Source organism: Acinetobacter sp. V116_7 (assembly GCF_056735735.1).
On sequence record NZ_JBWZIF010000028.1, the window covers coordinates 597,359 to 614,057 of the forward strand.

General features: G+C 37.0%; 19 protein-coding genes. 10 read left to right on the forward strand and 9 right to left on the reverse strand.

All coding sequences use genetic code 11. The features are described from left to right. Positions 1-188: 188 nt before the first annotated feature. Positions 189-779: a lecithin retinol acyltransferase family protein gene (locus AC1PJP_RS16790; protein WP_013198108.1), complete on the forward strand. Its 591-nt coding sequence runs from the start codon at positions 189-191 to the stop codon at positions 777-779. A 45-nt stretch (positions 780-824) separates the two neighbouring features. Here AC1PJP_RS16790 and AC1PJP_RS16795 read toward each other — a convergent pair whose 3' ends face one another. Continuing rightward, the gene (locus tag AC1PJP_RS16795; RefSeq protein WP_005304638.1) at positions 825-1,415 is read right to left on the reverse strand and encodes a YceI family protein; all 591 of its coding nucleotides are present in this window, start codon (positions 1,413-1,415) and stop codon (positions 825-827) included. Positions 1,416-1,631: 216 nt separating this feature from the next. Here AC1PJP_RS16795 and AC1PJP_RS16800 point away from each other — a divergent pair, with 216 nt between their 5' ends. Further along, on the forward strand, positions 1,632-2,039 hold the full coding sequence (locus AC1PJP_RS16800; protein ID WP_005304635.1) for an OsmC family protein: 408 nt from the start codon (positions 1,632-1,634) through the stop codon (positions 2,037-2,039). Between the two features lie 56 nt (positions 2,040-2,095). Here the strand turns inward: AC1PJP_RS16800 and tkt are convergent, their stop codons facing one another. Beyond that, the gene (tkt, locus tag AC1PJP_RS16805) at positions 2,096-4,084 is read right to left on the reverse strand and encodes a transketolase (RefSeq protein ID WP_013198111.1); all 1,989 of its coding nucleotides are present in this window, start codon (positions 4,082-4,084) and stop codon (positions 2,096-2,098) included. A 538-nt stretch (positions 4,085-4,622) separates the two neighbouring features. Between tkt and metK the strand changes: the two genes are divergently transcribed. Then, positions 4,623-5,789 (forward strand): methionine adenosyltransferase, encoded by a 1,167-nt coding sequence (gene metK / locus AC1PJP_RS16810; RefSeq protein ID WP_004792802.1) that lies wholly within the window; start codon positions 4,623-4,625, stop codon positions 5,787-5,789. A gap of 124 nt (positions 5,790-5,913) precedes the next feature. Here the strand turns inward: metK and AC1PJP_RS16815 are convergent, their stop codons facing one another. After that, positions 5,914-6,162: a hypothetical protein gene (locus tag AC1PJP_RS16815; protein ID WP_005304620.1), complete on the reverse strand. Its 249-nt coding sequence runs from the start codon at positions 6,160-6,162 to the stop codon at positions 5,914-5,916. 257 nt (positions 6,163-6,419) lie between these two features. Between AC1PJP_RS16815 and AC1PJP_RS16820 the strand changes: the two genes are divergently transcribed. Continuing rightward, positions 6,420-6,614 carry a hypothetical protein gene (locus AC1PJP_RS16820; RefSeq protein WP_479767762.1) on the forward strand — a complete coding sequence of 65 codons (195 nt, stop codon included), beginning with the start codon at positions 6,420-6,422 and terminating at the stop codon, positions 6,612-6,614. 65 nt (positions 6,615-6,679) lie between these two features. Here AC1PJP_RS16820 and AC1PJP_RS16825 read toward each other — a convergent pair whose 3' ends face one another. Next, positions 6,680-7,243 (reverse strand): FxsA family protein, encoded by a 564-nt coding sequence (locus tag AC1PJP_RS16825; protein ID WP_111853744.1) that lies wholly within the window; start codon positions 7,241-7,243, stop codon positions 6,680-6,682. A gap of 497 nt (positions 7,244-7,740) precedes the next feature. On the opposite strand from AC1PJP_RS16825, the gene blaOXA reads away from it, so the two are divergent. Then, complete coding sequence (gene blaOXA / locus AC1PJP_RS16830) at positions 7,741-8,562, forward strand: OXA-213 family carbapenem-hydrolyzing class D beta-lactamase (RefSeq protein WP_479767764.1); 822 nt, start codon at positions 7,741-7,743, stop codon at positions 8,560-8,562. Positions 8,563-8,638: 76 nt separating this feature from the next. Here the strand turns inward: blaOXA and AC1PJP_RS16835 are convergent, their stop codons facing one another. Together AC1PJP_RS16835 and AC1PJP_RS16840 are read right to left on the reverse strand one after the other, a co-directional pair. Continuing rightward, complete coding sequence (locus AC1PJP_RS16835) at positions 8,639-9,184, reverse strand: GNAT family N-acetyltransferase (RefSeq protein ID WP_151987937.1); 546 nt, start codon at positions 9,182-9,184, stop codon at positions 8,639-8,641. Further along, entirely contained in the window at positions 9,181-9,774 is a 594-nt protein-coding gene (locus AC1PJP_RS16840) for a helix-turn-helix domain-containing protein (RefSeq protein ID WP_479767766.1), read from the reverse strand. The genes AC1PJP_RS16835 and AC1PJP_RS16840 overlap by 4 nt, the downstream gene beginning before the upstream one ends. Before the next feature lie 198 nt (positions 9,775-9,972). Between AC1PJP_RS16840 and ruvC the strand changes: the two genes are divergently transcribed. After that, positions 9,973-10,518 carry a crossover junction endodeoxyribonuclease RuvC gene (gene ruvC, locus AC1PJP_RS16845; protein ID WP_002121356.1) on the forward strand — a complete coding sequence of 182 codons (546 nt, stop codon included), beginning with the start codon at positions 9,973-9,975 and terminating at the stop codon, positions 10,516-10,518. A 7-nt stretch (positions 10,519-10,525) separates the two neighbouring features. On the opposite strand, the gene AC1PJP_RS16850 is transcribed toward ruvC, so the two are convergent. Then, on the reverse strand, positions 10,526-11,983 hold the full coding sequence (locus AC1PJP_RS16850) for an NAD(P)H-hydrate dehydratase (RefSeq protein ID WP_479767768.1): 1,458 nt from the start codon (positions 11,981-11,983) through the stop codon (positions 10,526-10,528). 26 nt (positions 11,984-12,009) lie between these two features. On the opposite strand from AC1PJP_RS16850, the gene queG reads away from it, so the two are divergent. Then, positions 12,010-13,110 carry a tRNA epoxyqueuosine(34) reductase QueG gene (gene queG / locus AC1PJP_RS16855; RefSeq protein WP_005304608.1) on the forward strand — a complete coding sequence of 367 codons (1,101 nt, stop codon included), beginning with the start codon at positions 12,010-12,012 and terminating at the stop codon, positions 13,108-13,110. An 87-nt stretch (positions 13,111-13,197) separates the two neighbouring features. Further along, positions 13,198-14,187, forward strand: a complete 990-nt coding sequence (bioB, locus tag AC1PJP_RS16860; RefSeq protein WP_004792815.1) for a biotin synthase BioB — start codon at positions 13,198-13,200, stop codon at positions 14,185-14,187. A gap of 50 nt (positions 14,188-14,237) precedes the next feature. On the opposite strand, the gene AC1PJP_RS16865 is transcribed toward bioB, so the two are convergent. After that, on the reverse strand, positions 14,238-14,450 hold the full coding sequence (locus tag AC1PJP_RS16865) for a hypothetical protein (protein ID WP_005304605.1): 213 nt from the start codon (positions 14,448-14,450) through the stop codon (positions 14,238-14,240). A 63-nt stretch (positions 14,451-14,513) separates the two neighbouring features. After that, complete coding sequence (locus AC1PJP_RS16870) at positions 14,514-14,864, reverse strand: hypothetical protein (protein ID WP_004792817.1); 351 nt, start codon at positions 14,862-14,864, stop codon at positions 14,514-14,516. 445 nt (positions 14,865-15,309) lie between these two features. Between AC1PJP_RS16870 and AC1PJP_RS16875 the strand changes: the two genes are divergently transcribed. Both AC1PJP_RS16875 and AC1PJP_RS16880 read left to right on the forward strand, forming a co-directional pair. Beyond that, the gene (locus AC1PJP_RS16875) at positions 15,310-15,846 is read left to right on the forward strand and encodes a fimbrial protein (RefSeq protein ID WP_421613622.1); all 537 of its coding nucleotides are present in this window, start codon (positions 15,310-15,312) and stop codon (positions 15,844-15,846) included. An 87-nt stretch (positions 15,847-15,933) separates the two neighbouring features. Next, positions 15,934-16,677, forward strand: coding sequence for a fimbrial biogenesis chaperone (locus AC1PJP_RS16880; protein WP_479767771.1), 744 nt, complete (start codon positions 15,934-15,936; stop codon positions 16,675-16,677). Positions 16,678-16,699: the final 22 nt, after the last annotated feature.

Here is a 16,699-nt window from a genome sequence, read left to right on the forward strand (position 1 = left end):
ACCACCAAGCATGACATTTTTCCTTCATATGAAATCTTTAAATTATATACAATAAAGACAAATAGATTGGGTATGAGCCAAACTCATTCATTCGACGTAATCAATACACTCTGTATTGCTGATATTGGTTATAATGGTTGGCAGCTTTTCAATAAAAGCCATTTACACTTTATTGGATCAGCGTAAGCATGCAGCAATCGAATAAACGCTACCCTCTAGGGGCTCATCTCATCGTAAAGCATCTCGGCTATAGCCATCATGGTATATATGCTGGGAGAGGTCGAGTTATCCATTATTCTGGCTTAGCGCATTTCATCAAAAAACGTCCGATTGAGATCACCTCAATAGATGCATTCTCACATGGCAAAAAAATTCACGTTCGCTCTTATGACACGCCACGCTATAAAGGAAAAGCAGTCGTGCGCCGGATGCGTTCACGCATGCATGAAAACCACTATCATCTCATTATTAACAACTGCGAACATTTATGTAGTTGGGCCATTACTGGAATTGAAAGTAGTACTCAAGTTGAACGTATGATGCACCGATTAACGACCATCGGTTATGTAAGTTCAATCATGAGCTATATGAATGGTATGATGCTCACTGTTGCAACAACATGTTTTGCTCTTGTTCTTTATATTAAAAAGAAATTGCGTGATCAGGCAAAAATGAAAGTCCCTACTTACCAATTCCTTAGAGAAAAATCTGAAAAAAGGAATATTGATCCTTCAGTCCCTTTAGTATTTATAGATCCAGATAAAAAAGAACCAATCTAAATAAAAAAGCCCTCATATTTGAGGGCTTTTGAGAAAAATTATAGCTTATTTTTTAGCTGCATTAGCAACAGTTGCTTCAGTCGTAATATTTACAGTGATTTTATCACCAACATTAGGTACATAGTTTCCTAGACCAAAATCAGAGCGTTTGAATGAAGTTGTAGCATTGAAACCAATCGCTGGAACTTTTGCCATTGGGTGTTCGCCTTGCTTGTTTAAAACAGCGTCAAGTACAACAGGCTTCGTTACACCTTTAACAGTTAAGTCACCAGTAATTTTAAAGTGCTTTTTGTCTTTGGTTTCAACTTTAGTACTTTTAAAAGTAATGTTTGGATATTTAGCTGCATTAAACCAAGCTTCTTCTTGGAACTCTTTATCCAAAGCAGGAACGTTTGTATTTACGCTGCTTAAAGGAATAGTTACATTAACAGATGAGTTTGCTGGTTTAGCATTATCAACTTTAATTACACCTTGGATATCCGAGAAGTTAGCGCTTGGAGTAGAGAAACCAAAGTGATTCCACGAGAAAACAGTAGCTGTATGTGTTGGATCAATTTTGTAGTCGACTGGTGCAGCTAAAGTAACTGAACTAGCTAATGCTACTGCCAAACCGAAGCTTAATGTTTTAAGATGCATTTTTCGTATCCTTTATTGATATAGTCGTTAGTGTATACATCAAGTAATTTAATTCACTATTCTTTATAAAACGATATGTTTCATCCATGCAACAATAAAAGCGTTACAGTTATTATTTAAAAACAATATTATAAAGTATAGGTACTATCGTACCGTGTCTGGACTCTTAAATTAATTCGTTTTTACTTCGATTTTTGATTAATAATAAGGTAAAACATGGCTAATACTGCTCAAGCACAAAGTACTTCCACTCCATATCGAGTAACGCTTACTGATCCTTCAGGTCACCAATGGTTTGCTGATGAACCAACTGATAAAGGTGGGCAAGATACTGCACCAAACCCAGTTCAAATCTTACTGTCTGCTTTAGGTGCTTGCACTACCATCACATTAGAGATGTATGCGAATCTTAAAGGTATTAAGATTGATCATGTTCAAGTGGACTTAGCATTAAACCCAAATGGTGAACCAGAGAAAGGCCAAAATAATATTGAACGCAAAATCACACTCAAAGGTGAATTCACGGAAGATCAACACAAGCGCTTATTAAAAGTTGCTGAAAACTGCCCTATCCATAAATTACTGACTTCTCAAATCAATATTCAAACCGAACTTAGTATTTAATCTTCAAATATAAAAAAGCGCTCCATGAGGAGCGCTTTTTTACACTACTTCAATATTTAAGCAGTTAATTCTTTTACCGCTGCAACAACAGCTTCAGTTGTAATACCAAAGAATTGGAACAAGTCTTTTGCTGGTGCAGACTCACCATAAGTTGTCATACCAATTACTTTGCCATCAAGACCAACAAACTTCCACCAGTAGTCAACATGAGCTGCTTCAACTGCAACACGTGCACGGATATGAGCTGGTAATACAGCTTCACGATATGCAGCGTCTTGTTTCATAAACTCTTCTGCACATGGCATAGAAACTACACGCACACCATCAAGTTGAGCATAAGCTTCCATTGCTAAAGAAATTTCAGAACCAGTTGCAATAATGATTGCTTTCAATTCGCCTTTTTCTTGAGCAAGAACGTAACCACCTTTTGCAACATTTTGAATTTGTTCTTCAGAACGTGCTTGGAATGGTAAGTTTTGACGAGAGAAAATAAGTGCTGTAGGGCCATCTTTACGCTCTAAAGCAGATTTCCACGCAGTAGCAGTTTCTACAGTATCAGCAGGACGCCATGTATTTAGGTTCGGTGTACCACGTAAAGAAGCAATTTGTTCGATTGGTTGGTGAGTTGGACCATCTTCACCTAGACCAATTGAGTCATGTGTATAAACATGAATTACACGTTGTTTCATTAATGCAGACATACGTACTGCATTACGCGCATATTCCATAAACATTAAGAATGTTGCAACGTAAGGAACAAAACCGCCATGCAATGCAACGCCATTCGCAATTGCAGTCATACCGAACTCACGTACGCCATAATATACGTAGTTACCAGCTGGGTTCTCTTGAATGCCTTGGCAACCTTTCCAAAGCGTTAAGTTAGAACCAGCTAAGTCAGCAGAACCACCTAGTAATTCAGGCAATAAAGGACCAAATGCTTGTAATGTGTTCTGGCTCGCTTTACGTGTTGCGATGGTTTCGCCTTTAGCATTTGTTTCACGAATGAATGCATCTGCTTGTGCTGCAAATTCAGCTGGTAAATCACCGCTAATACGACGAAGTAACTCAGCTGCTTCAGTTGGATATTTTGCTTGATACTGTGCAAATACCGCATCCCAAGCTGCTTCAGATTCCGTACCTTTTGCTTTCGCGTCCCATGCAGCATATACATCAGCAGGAATAACGAATGCTTCTTCTTTCCAACCTAATGCTTCACGAGTTAAAGTAATCTCATCTTTACCTAATGGCGCACCATGACAGTCTTCTTTACCTTGCTTATTTGGTGAACCTAAACCAATAATCGTTTTACACATAATGATTGTTGGTTTTTGAGTTTCAGCTTTTGCTTCGATTGTTGCTTGACGAATCGCATCAGCATCATGCCCATCTACACGAAGAACTTGCCAACCATAGGCTTTAAAACGCTCTTCTGTATCATCGCTGAACCAGCCTTCTACTTCACCATCAATTGAAATGCCATTGTCATCATAATAAGCAATCAATTTACCAAGCTGTAAAGTACCTGCTAAAGAACATACTTCGTGAGAAATACCTTCCATTAAACAGCCATCGCCCAAGAAACAATAAGTAAAGTGATCAACTACTTTTAAATCATCTTTATTGAACTGAGCAGCTAAAGTCTTTTCTGCCAATGCAAAACCAACAGCGTTTGCAATACCTTGGCCTAAAGGACCAGTAGTAGTTTCAATACCTGGTGCATAACCATATTCAGGGTGACCAGGAGTTTTTGAATGTAATTGACGGAACTGTTTTAAATCTTCAATTGAAAGATCATAACCTGTTAAATGAAGCAAAGCATATTGCAACATTGAACCATGGCCGTTTGATAAAACGAAACGGTCGCGGTTTGCCCATTGTGGGTTAGTTGGGTTGTGATTTAAAAACTCGCGCCAGACGACGTCAGCAATATCTGCCATCCCCATTGGAGCACCAGGATGCCCTGAGTTTGCCTGTTGCACAGCATCCATTGCCAATACACGAATTGCATTTGCAATACGACGTTCGTTTAAAGGGGTCGTCATAAGATCAGAATCCAATTTTAATAGATTGATGAAAAGAAGAAGATGAATAACAATTCAATGCCGCTATATTGTCTTAAAAAAAAGGCTGAGGGTAAACCCCAACATAGTATATTTCTTTATTTTTAACCGTTTCTTGGTTACACAAAAATCATTTGGACCTTTAAGTTATACAAAACAGTGCTCATTTTCTTAAATACTGCTCCCCTATACGAACAGGCAGTTCTATTAGACTTTGATATATAGATAAAATCTTTTGAAATCTCTATGTAGGTCGATCATGTTTCTTTTCTTTAAAATCCCACTTAGAAGACATAATCTTTTTGTTAATTCATATGTCTAAAAAGTACTCTAATAACTTGTTATTAAAATACCAATACTTTAAATAAACATTCTTTATATCAATTTTACTAATACACTTATCAATTAAAACACAGTATAAATGAAACAAATTCATGCTTTTTGGTCAGTATGAACTGGTCCTTAAGCTCAAGTCGATGTAACATATTATGTCTTTTGAAATAACCAAGATAGGACTTTCATGCGCGAGTACGCTGTTTTTACCTCGGAATCTGTAAGCGAAGGTCATCCCGATAAAATGGCCGACCAAATTAGCGACGCTATTTTGGATGCAATCTTAAAAGAAGACCCATACGCACGTGTTGCATGTGAAACACTGGTAAAAACAGGCGCTGTTGTACTTGCTGGTGAAGTAACAACGACTGCTAATATTGATGTTGAAGCTGTTGTTCGTAATACTGTTAACGGTATTGGATACCACCACTCTGATCTTGGCTTTGATGGATCAACATGTGCTGTAATCAATATGATTGGTAAACAATCACCAGAGATTGCACAAGGTGTAGACCGTCAAAAACCTGAAGATCAAGGTGCCGGTGACCAAGGTTTAATGTTCGGTTATGCAAGCCGTGAAACAGATGTTTTAATGCCTGCTCCGATTTCTTATGCTCACCGTTTAATGGAACGTCAGGCTGAACTTCGTCGTTCAGGCACACTTCCATGGTTACGCCCAGATGCAAAAAGCCAAGTGACTTTTGCATATGAAAATGGCAAGCCTGTACGTCTAGATGCAGTTGTTTTATCTACTCAACATGATCCTGAAATTACTCAAAGCCAGCTTAAAGAAGCTGTTATTGAAGAAATTATCAAGCCGATCATTCCTGCTGAAATGTTCCACGCTGCGACTAAATTCCACATTAACCCAACAGGTATGTTCGTTATTGGCGGTCCTGTAGGTGACTGTGGTTTAACAGGTCGTAAAATTATTGTTGATACATACGGCGGTATGGCTCGTCACGGCGGTGGTGCTTTCTCTGGTAAAGATCCATCTAAAGTTGACCGCTCAGCTGCATATGCAGGCCGTTATGTTGCAAAAAATATTGTAGCAGCTGGTCTTGCTGACAAATGTGAAATTCAGGTGAGTTACGCAATTGGTGTAGCAGAACCTACTTCAATTTCAATTAATACATTTGGTACAGCAAAAGTTTCTGATGAGTTGATTATTCAACTTGTACGTGATCATTTCGATTTAAGACCGTTTGGTATTACTCGTATGCTGGATCTTATTCAGCCAATGTACAAACAAACTGCGGCTTATGGCCACTTTGGTCGCGAAGGATCAGATACTGCATTTACATGGGAAAAAACTGATAAAGTTGAAGCTCTTAAAGATGCTGCTGGCCTCTAATATAAAGACATAAAAAAGCCCGCCAATGAGCGGGCTTTTTTACATTTCAAATTTCATAATATGTAGGGTTTACTCTTCTAGCAACTATCCTTGATGCCATATCATTTGTAGCTCTGATCAAAATTTATTGTCTTGTGGTTTTATCATCCTGATTTAATACATCAAGTAATGTTGACTGCGTCGGAGTATCTTGATGGTTCTGAACATAAATATGGACAACTTTAAATACAACGACAACCGCTAAACAAGCCATCACACAAAACATCCACAAACCATACGGGCTTCGAATATGTTGCGAACCACAATATGGACATGATTTATCAGTTGATGCCACAACTTTGTCGCAACACGCACAATGGTATTGATATAGCATAGGTAACCCTCCTTCCCTCATTTCAACCGTTGTTTTTTTAATAGGTTTGCTGCATTTTTAATTTATACATCCTTTATATTTATCCTATGTGAAATGAAAAGATAATTCAATCTGAATGAACAATTGAGTCAATTAAAAAATATTATTAAAATACAAAAAGATAAGTTAAATATTATTTTTTTGGCACTATTTTTCTTATTTTGATATTTTGCCAAATTTGCTAAAATAAGCGAATAATCTCACATTTAGGCAAATGCATGTCTCATACACAGCTGATTAATAAAGGTGGCTTTCGCGAAAGAGCAAACCGAAGTCGAGGTTATCAACAATCTGAAAACAAGCAAACCGCTCTACCTTCAAATAAGTATCAACCACAGCCGAAACCACAAGAAGAAACTAAATTAGAAATAGACGATACTGATTCATCTACTTCGGTTTCTCAGAATCAATAATAATTTTAGAAATAAAAAAAGCTTAAACCTTATGGGTTTAAGCTTTTTCATAACATAATTACTTATCAATCTTTATTTTTATGCTCAATTTTTTTGTGGTTTGGCGTAACATCTCGCGCTTCGCCATCAATGACGTTTGAATCATGGTATTGGCCTTGACCACCACCTTGCTGATTCTGCATATCTTGCATTTGACGCATTAAATCAGCGAATGGATTTTGTCCTGAAGCATTACCGCCCATACCACCCATCATTTTATTCATCATGGCTTGTTGGCGTTTTGCAAGAGTTCTCATCGCTATGTTACGAAATGCGGTTTGAACACCAGGAATCAAAATTAAAACAGCCAAAACATCAGATACAAGACCTGGTAACATTAATAAGAAACCTGCAAAAGCATAAGCAAGTTTTTTAGTTACAGTTGGATCACTACCTAGCTGGCCGGTCATCTGCATTTGCTGTAATTGAGGCATAATACCAGCAGTACTTCTGCGAATAAGCCCCAAACCAATAAAGAAAGCAATAATGAACCAAAAGAACACGTACCATCCACTGATGAACTGTGCTACGCCAATCCATACGGCAATTTCAACAATCGCGCCCAGAACTACAATAAGAAGTAAATTCATGTAAAACTTTATCTATCTCAAAAAGAAAATTCATTGCAGTTTTATTTGACCTAACCCTATCTAAGTTTCATATAAGGATTAAGCATTTCTCTTAACTCTGATTGTTTTGTCTAATTTCTAAAAAATTAACAATACTATCGGATCAATAAGAGTCTGCAATACTGGAGTACATTTGATTTTAACTCGATAAAAACAAACATGCTTTCTTATTAATGAGTGCTGTATCAGGTTTATCAAGTGCCACTTCAATCAGATTTTAAATTTTTTGCTTTATTTGAGCTAAAAGCTCTTTGAAAAAGAACGTATTTAGTCAAATAAAGTCTTATTTACTTAGCAAAGTTATGTGTATTCCTTTACTTCCGCTGTATCTGTTGAGAACTTTAAAGATACTACCGACATGTAGATCTCGCTAAATAGCTTACATTTTACCTATCTAGAGATAGCTCTATTCAAGTTAAATTAATTAATAACACTTCAAATTAAACTTAGTCAGAATTATGTATAAAAAAGTCCTTGTCGTTGCGACAACTACTCTATTTTTATCTGCCTGCTCTTCTAACACGGTAAAACAACATCAAATACACGCTATTTCCGCCAATAAAAATTCAGAAGAAATTAAATCTCTGTTTGATCAGGCACAGACCACGGGAGTTTTAGTGATTAAGCGTGGGCAGACCGAAGAAATTTATGGCAATGATCTTAAAAGAGCATCAATCGAATATGTTCCCGCCTCTACCTTTAAAATGCTAAGTGCTTTAATTGGACTCGAACATCATAAAGCAACGGCAACTGAAGTATTTAAATGGGACGGGCAAAAGCGTTTGTTTCCTGATTGGGAAAAGGACATGACTTTAGGCGATGCAATGAAAGCTTCTGCTATTCCAGTTTATCAAGAACTAGCTCGAAGAATTGGACTTGATCTTATGTCTAAAGAGGTAAAACGTATTGGTTTCGGTAATGCAGACATTGGTTCAAAAGTAGATAATTTTTGGCTTGTCGGCCCACTTAAAATTACACCTGAACAAGAAACCCAATTTGCTTATGAATTAGCTAATAAAACTCTTCCATTTAGTAAAAATGTACAAGAACAAGTCCAATCAATGGTGTTCATAGAAGAAAAAAATGGACGTAAAATTTATGCTAAAAGTGGTTGGGGATGGGATGTTGAACCACAAGTTGGCTGGTTAACCGGTTGGGTCATTCAACCACAAGGAGAAATTGTGGCGTTCTCACTCAATTTAGAAATGAAAAAAGGAATTCCTAGTTCTATTCGAAAAGAAATTGCTTATAAAGGATTAGAACAACTCGGTGTTTTATAATTTATGCTCTATAGCCCTGTTTTATTTCATCACAAACTGGGCTATTTTCTTAAACTTGAGATTTGAGCTTTATGATTTACCCATCAACTGGCTGCTGTGGCGTATTTAAATTTAACTGATAAAAAGCAGCATCCAACCATTGTCCAAACTTAAACCCGACTTGTTTAAAAGTACCTGCATGGATAAAGCCCATTTTTTCATGTAAACCAATGCTTGCCTGATTGGTCGCATCAATACAGCCTATCAATACATGTAGTTCAGCCTCTTGAGCACGCTTAATCAACTCTTGCATTAAAATTTTGCTTAGCCCACAACCACGATGCTCATGATGAATATAAATACTATGTTCAACAGTATATTTATAGGCAGGAAAAGCCCTGAAAGTTCCCCAACTCGCAAAACCTAACAACTTGTTTGTTTCATCAATAATACCAATCACTGGAAAACCATTTTCTCGTTTAACTGAAAACCAGTTTTTCATCGATTCTTCAGAGCGCGGTAAATAGTCATATAGAGCGGTTGAATTGATAATTGCCTCATTCAGAATATCTAATATAGCCCCAGAATATTCTGTTTCATTACAATCAATTAAACGAAAATTAGAATTGAGGGAATAAGTCATAAAGATTCCTTAACGGCAGAAACAAGTTGATTAGAGACGACTAAAATATAGCGAGCGACTTGAGATGAATTATTACTGTATATAACGGGCTGGTTGAGTTGCATTGCCAAGCAATCCCCTGTGCTTAAAGCATAAGAAGAATCACCTAATTGAATATCAATTTCTCCTTCAACTACCCAGAGTTGCTGTTGTACCACCTTGGAGGTTTCACTAATTTCATACGTAATTCGTGACTGAGGCGGGAATTCGATTTCAACGATTTGAAATGGAGATTTCCAATTTGGCGGTGAAACCTGACGGCGAATATAACCTGTTTCGGGATCTTTCCATTCTGATTGTTTAGTACGCCGAATCAGGGGTTGAGGTGATTGATTGTTTTGTGGGATATCAAATAGCTGAGTCAAAGTTACACCTAAACCATTTGCCAGCTTTTCAAGGACAACAGCTGTAGGACTCGCCTCCCCTCGTTCAATTAATGAAATTGCAGAACGACTTACCTGACATCGAGTTGCAAGAACATCTAAGGTATATCCACGGGCTAGACGCAATTCACGTACTTGCTGCGCAATGCGTATATTTATATCTTCCATCTGCCGACAGACTTTAATTCCAAAATTATAGATAAGTATTCCATTAAAATAGAATTACATCAAATGATTTTAAAAAATATAATTGGGTTCAATAAAAACCGAAAAATAACCATTCATCACAGCATTCTTTAAATTACTCATGCATAACCGTTTTGGCTATGTAACAATACCCACTGAACTATTTATATAAGTCTTCACATGGCATTGATTATTGGTATTGACCCAGGTTCACGCTTAACAGGTTATGGAATCATTGAAAAAGATGGTAGTAAACTGCGTTTTGTTGATGCTGGTACAATCCGAACTGAAACTCAAGAAATGCCAGAACGCTTAAAGCGTATTTTTGCTGGCGTTGAACGAATTGTGAAATTTCATGGTCCAACTGAAGCTGCGGTTGAGCAGGTCTTTATGGCTCAAAACCCAGACTCTGCTTTAAAACTGGGACAAGCTCGTGGTGCTGCCATAGCCGCATTAGTTAATTTAGATTTACAAGTTGCAGAATATACTGCCCGTCAAATTAAACAGTCTGTCGTTGGTTATGGTGCCGCAGATAAAGAACAAGTACAAATGATGGTGATGCGATTACTTAACTTGACGATTAAACCTCAATCCGATGCAGCCGATGCTCTTGCTGCCGCTATTTGCCATGCTCATGCATCTGGAAGTATGAGTAAACTTTCTGTCCTTAATGCCTTAGGTGGTATGGCGCGTGGACGAAGCCGCTCTAGCAGTCGTAGACGTTAAAACTTTCTTAGTTCACTACTTGAGTAATTGCCTCATTCATTTGATAAGCCTGTAAACCACGCATACCTTGTTTTGCAAGTTCATCACCTGCTTGAGCATGAAGGGTAACAATCTCATGTAATGCAATTGCCTTATCGAACTGGGTTTTTAGACTTGCAATCATTCCAGCTAATACATCACCCATTCCACCAGTTCCCATACCGGCATTACCTTCGGTACAAATATACAAGTTATCCTCTAAAATTAAGCTACCTGCTCCTTTAAGTACCCACTGACCCGCATATTTATGTTGCAAGGCATAAATTGCAGCAATTCGATCATTTTCAATTTTCGCTGTAGAGGAACCAAGTAAGGTAGCAGCTTCTCCCGGATGAGGCGTCGCATAAACATGTACACCCAATTTTTCAGGCTGCTTGGCGAGAAACCATAAAGCATCTGCATCTAAAACAGTTTCTAGGTGTGTACTTTGATTTAACAAATTAAACCATTGCTGATAAATTTGCTTTGCCCAGCCATCTCGCCCTAGCCCCATTCCAAAACATACTGCATCAACTTGAGATAAAATTTCTCTAATATTTTCTTCACCTAAAGCATTAATATCACGGAGCATAATATTAGGTGCCCGCGACAAAATAGCTTGATGATGGTTACGATGACAAATCACGGTCACCTTACCTGCACCTGCATGAAAAGCAGCCTCAGCAGCCATAATGACAGCGCCACCCATTTGCTCATGTCCACCTATCACCAAAACATGTCCATAGCTCCCTTTATGACCAAAAGCCAAACGTTTAGGAAGCTTAATATTTGTAGATGTCAAATAAGCTAAAGGTTTCAGCTCTTGGTCTATTGGAATTAAATTAACTAAATGAATTTGTCCCACATATTCTTTGCCTTGACCTGTAAATAATCCTGCCTTAAGACCTAAAACAGTAAAGGTATGATCAGCTCGTATTGCAAAAGGTAAAGCACAGCCTGTATTTGCATGTAAGCCACTCGGTATATCAATCGAAACTTTTAAGCCAGATTGTTCATTAAATTGATGAATGGCCTGTTGCCAATTAGTATTTAATTCGCGATTTAAGCCTATGCCAAATAGAGCATCAATATGGCAATCGAATGTTTTTTTAATATCAAAATTTGAATGAATTTGAACTTTCTTTTCTATAGCAAATTGTGCTGCACAATGTAAATCGGTTGATTCACCCAATGGAGCTGCAAATATTTCAACGTGAAATCCAGCTTGTTTTAGATAACCTGCTATAAAGTAGCCATCACCTGCGTTATTGCCTTGCCCGCACCAAACAGCAATATTATTAATGGTACGATTTTTAAAAAGCTCGATGAACTGCTGAGCGATTGACCAAGCTGCTTGTTGCATTAAACCTAATGAGGAGTTTTGTGCAGCAAACCAACGCTGCTCCCATGCTCGAATATCATCGCTATGGTAAACTACCGCCTGCATATTATTATCCTCTTGCATTTTGGTTTATGACATCTTCCGACACATCACGCATTGCAGTGCAACAACTTGATCCTCATGAATTAAAAGCATGGATCAAAGCTCAAGCCTTAGACTTGGGTTTTGCTGATTGTGTCATTGCAAAACCAGATGCTCAAGAGCAAATGCCACGTTTTTTAGAATATCTAGAACGTGGTTATCATGCAGACATGACCTATTTAGAAGAAAATCTAGAAAAACGAGCCGACCCTACATTATTAGTTCCTGGCACAAAAAGTATTATTTGCGTTCGTATGAATTATCTTGTGGAATCTCCAAAACCTCGATATGTACCTTTCGAACCAAATTCTGCGATTATCGCCCGTTATGCACGTGGCCGTGATTACCATAAAGTCATGCGTGGCAGATTGAAAACTTTAGCAACAAGAATTCGTGAAAAAGTCGGCGATTTTGAATCTCGCCCTTTTGCAGATTCGGCTCCTATTTTTGAGAAATCATTAGCTGAAAGTGCCGGAATGGGTTGGACAGGTAAGCATACTTTGCTCATTCATAAAAAGTCGGGTTCTTTTTTTGTATTAGGCGAGCTATTTACGTCACTCGACTTACCTTTCGACGAACCTGCAACAGCACATTGTGGTTCTTGTAGCGCTTGTATTGATATTTGCCCGACACAAGCAATTGTCGAGCCTTATATGCTAGATGCAAGACGATGTATTGCTTACTTAACTATCGAATACAAAGGAATTATTGCTGAAGAATTACGTGCAGGGATTGGTAATCGAATTTTTGGTTGTGACGACTGCCAATTAATTTGTCCATGGAATAGTTTTGCCAAAACTGCGTCCATTAGCGATTTCAATCCTAGAAATGGATTAGACAATATTAGTCTACTGGATATCTGGCAGTGGGATGAAGCCACTTTTTTAGCCAATACAGAAGGTAGCCCTATTCGTAGGACGGGTTATCAGTCATTTAAACGTAATATTGCTATCGGATTAGGAAATGCTCCTTATTCAAAAGAAATTGTAGATCAGCTACACAAAGGCAAAAATTTACATGACGAAATCGTCAATGTGCATATTGATTGGGCAATTGAACAGCAACTTAATCAACTTCAGCTATCAAATTAAAAAAATGATGTTTTTTGCCCTATAGCTTTAATACGAATTCTGTATGATTATGTGTAGTGAATTAATGCCATCATCATGGATATGACAATGACTCTACGTAATGATTGGAATCGTGAAGAAATCCAAGCTTTATATGAACAACCTTTTTTGGATTTAGTTTTCAAGGCTCAGCAAGTACATCGTGAGCACTTCACTGCCAATTCGATTCAGGTCAGTACCCTTTTATCTATTAAAACGGGTAAATGTCCTGAAGATTGCAAATACTGCTCACAATCCGCACATTACGAATCAAAATTAGAAGCAGAAAAACGTATCGCTGTAGAAAAAGTGATTAGCGAAGCAAAAGCTGCAAAAGATTCAGGTTCGTCTCGTTTTTGTATGGGTGCTGCTTGGCGTAACCCACATGAGCGCGATATGCCTTATGTTTTAGAAATGGTACGTGAAGTAAAAGCGTTAGGTTTAGAAACATGCATGACTTTAGGCATGCTTAACCAATCTCAAGCAGAGCGTCTACAAGTTGCTGGTTTAGATTATTACAATCACAACCTAGATACATCTCGTGAGTACTACTCTCACATCATTAGCACACGTACTTTTGATGATCGTTTAAATACCCTAGATTATGTTCGCCAAGCTGGTATGAAAGTTTGTAGTGGCGGTATTGTAGGTCTAGGTGAAAGCCGTGATGACCGTGTTGGTTTATTGCATGAACTAGCTACCTTGCCAATTCATCCTGAATCAGTGCCAATTAACATGCTTGTTCCAATTGAAGGAACACCTTTAGCAGATGTTGAAAAGCTTGATGTAATTGAGTGGATCCGCACTATTGCTGTTGCACGCATTATTATGCCGCATAGCTATATTCGTTTATCTGCTGGTCGTGAGTCATTAAGTGATTCAGATCAAGCATTAGCATTTATGGCAGGTGCAAACTCATTATTCTCTGGTGATAAATTACTCACCACACCAAATGCTGGTGAAGGTAAAGACCAAGCGTTGTTTAATAAACTAGGCTTAACCGCAGAAAAACCAAAACCTACGGTTGCTGACTTATCAGTAAATGCAATGAGTGCATAACTTAGTGTAGTAGAACAAAAAGCCCTGATTTTTTCAGGGCTTTTTTTTATTTAAACAGAAGTAACTAAAATTCCGTAAGTGGCATTAAGAAATGTCCCTACTCGAATAATGTCTTTTCCTGCTGCATGCGTTACAGACAGCTCTTGGCTCAATACATCAAAATTAAAAGAATCAAAAACATCTTGATGGTGTAAGAGCCAAGTCACTGTATCTGCTATCTTATCATCCGCAATATAAGTTAAGGCCTTAAAGTCTTTACTCATAAATAACTCTTAAAAATAAATTTTATGAATTTTATATGAGTTCACTCTACCTTAAAAGAAAATCTAAGCTGCTTTAGGATTCACTAAAGAGCGACCTGACAATAAGCTTGTCAAAGCTTGTGGTGAGAATTCCAAAGAAAGTACATGATTCTTGAGATTAACAGAGTGCTTACTAATCAATGGAAGTAAACCATCTTCTGTTTCAAAGACGTATTCATCTGCAATATTTAAGATACCCTCAAGATTAGTTGTACTTGAAGCAAGATCATGACTAAAGATGTCATAAATCGTCTGTAGATTAAACGTTGTCTGCTGCTCCGTTGGGTGCTTAATCAGATAATCCTTTAAAAACAAAACTAGTTTATGAGCAAAGAAAAAGTAATTTGGTTTATAGCTATACTTCATACTATTCATGGAACGGAACTCCAGATTATCTTTTATTGAATTACAACTAAAACAGTAGGAATTGAATCTTAAAAAATTCTTAAAAAATAAATTTATTCACAAGATAAATTTAAAAATAATTTTATTATTTAAAAACAAACAGTTATGTAAATAAAATATACTTTTTTACTCAAAAATATTTTAAAGTTAGATTAATTTAATAAAATACAAACACTTAAATATTACGAGTTTTTTAATTTTATTTTAAATATGAATCATAAAGTATTTTACCAACTGATAAAAAATATATTTCAAAAATATTTATCTATAAAAACAATTGATCAAAATATATATAAATATAATGTTCTTCTTGTTTTTTGGTTGAAAAGTGATATATTTCCTTCGCCTTACTTAAGCAGAATAAACTTGCTGAAAAGTAATGGATTTTATTTTAAAAGGCTATTCTGGGGATTTTATGAAAAAGTTTATTTTTATAGCAGCGGTTTCTCTCTTAAATATAACAAATGCACAAGCAGCAGATGGCACAATTACTATTAATGGTCTTGTCACGGATAATACTTGTACTATTGATACTGGAGATAAAAATCTAACAATTAATCTACCTACAGTTTCATCTCAAACTTTAAAAAATGCAGGTGATGTGGCTGGTCGCACACCTTTTCAAATTAATTTAACGAACTGTGCTTCTGCTGGTAAAGTAGCCACTTATTTTGAGCCGGGTGCTACAGTTGACTTTAATACTGGTCGTTTATTAAACCAAGCAACCTCGGGTGCGGCAACAAACGTGAATATCCAGTTGCTAGGCAGTAATAATGCTGTGATCCCAGTACTTGCTACAAGCACGAATAGCACGCAAACCAACTCGCAATGGGTAAATGTTTCAGCAGGTGGTGATGCTGACCTTAACTACTATGCTGAATATTATGCTACAGGTGCTTCTACTGCTGGTACGGTAACGTCGCAAGTCAAATACACGATTATTTATCAATAAAATTAAAACTGAAGCTTCTATTTCTAAATAGAAGCTATCTCCTATCTATTATTCATTATTCATTATTCATTATTGAGAATATGGCTCATGCTTTTTCGTGGTCGTAAGTTTTTTTGGGGATTAGTTTGCCTACAGGTAGTACTGACTACCACAGGTCATACTGAAATTGTTTTGCATGGAACTCGTGTCGTTTATCCTTCAAATGCACGTGAGATCACATTACAACTAAGCAATAACGGCACAGCTCCGTCTCTTGTTCAAGCTTGGATTGATGATGGAAATGCAAAATCAACTCCCGATGAAGCAAATGTGCCTTTCATTATTACTCCCCCGATTTCACGAGTAGAAGCAACTAAGGGCCAAACTTTAAGAATTACAGCTCTACCTAATTCGTCTCAATTAAGTCAGCAACAAGAATCAATTTTCTGGCTTAATGTTTTAGATATACCTCCTAAACCCGAAGGCAAAACTCAACAAGACCAAAGTACCCCAATTTCTAATAATTTTTTACAGCTCGCTGTTCGTTCGCGAATTAAATTCTTTTATCGTCCTATAGATCTAAAAGAAAATATTGAACAGCTAAGTGAAAAAGTTCAATGGAAAATAAATGATCAATATCTCGTAATAAAGAACCCGACTCCCTTTTTCCTCACTATCACTTCCATTTTTCAAGGAACTGAAGGCCATAAAGTAGACTTGTTACCACAAGGTTTAATGGTTGCCCCTTTTTCTGAAGATAAAATAAAACTAAAGAATAAAAATGTAGCAGATATGAGCTTTGTATATATCAATGATTACGGCGGAAGAGTTGAGCATCCAATAAAGTTCTAACCTTACTATATTACTTAAAAAA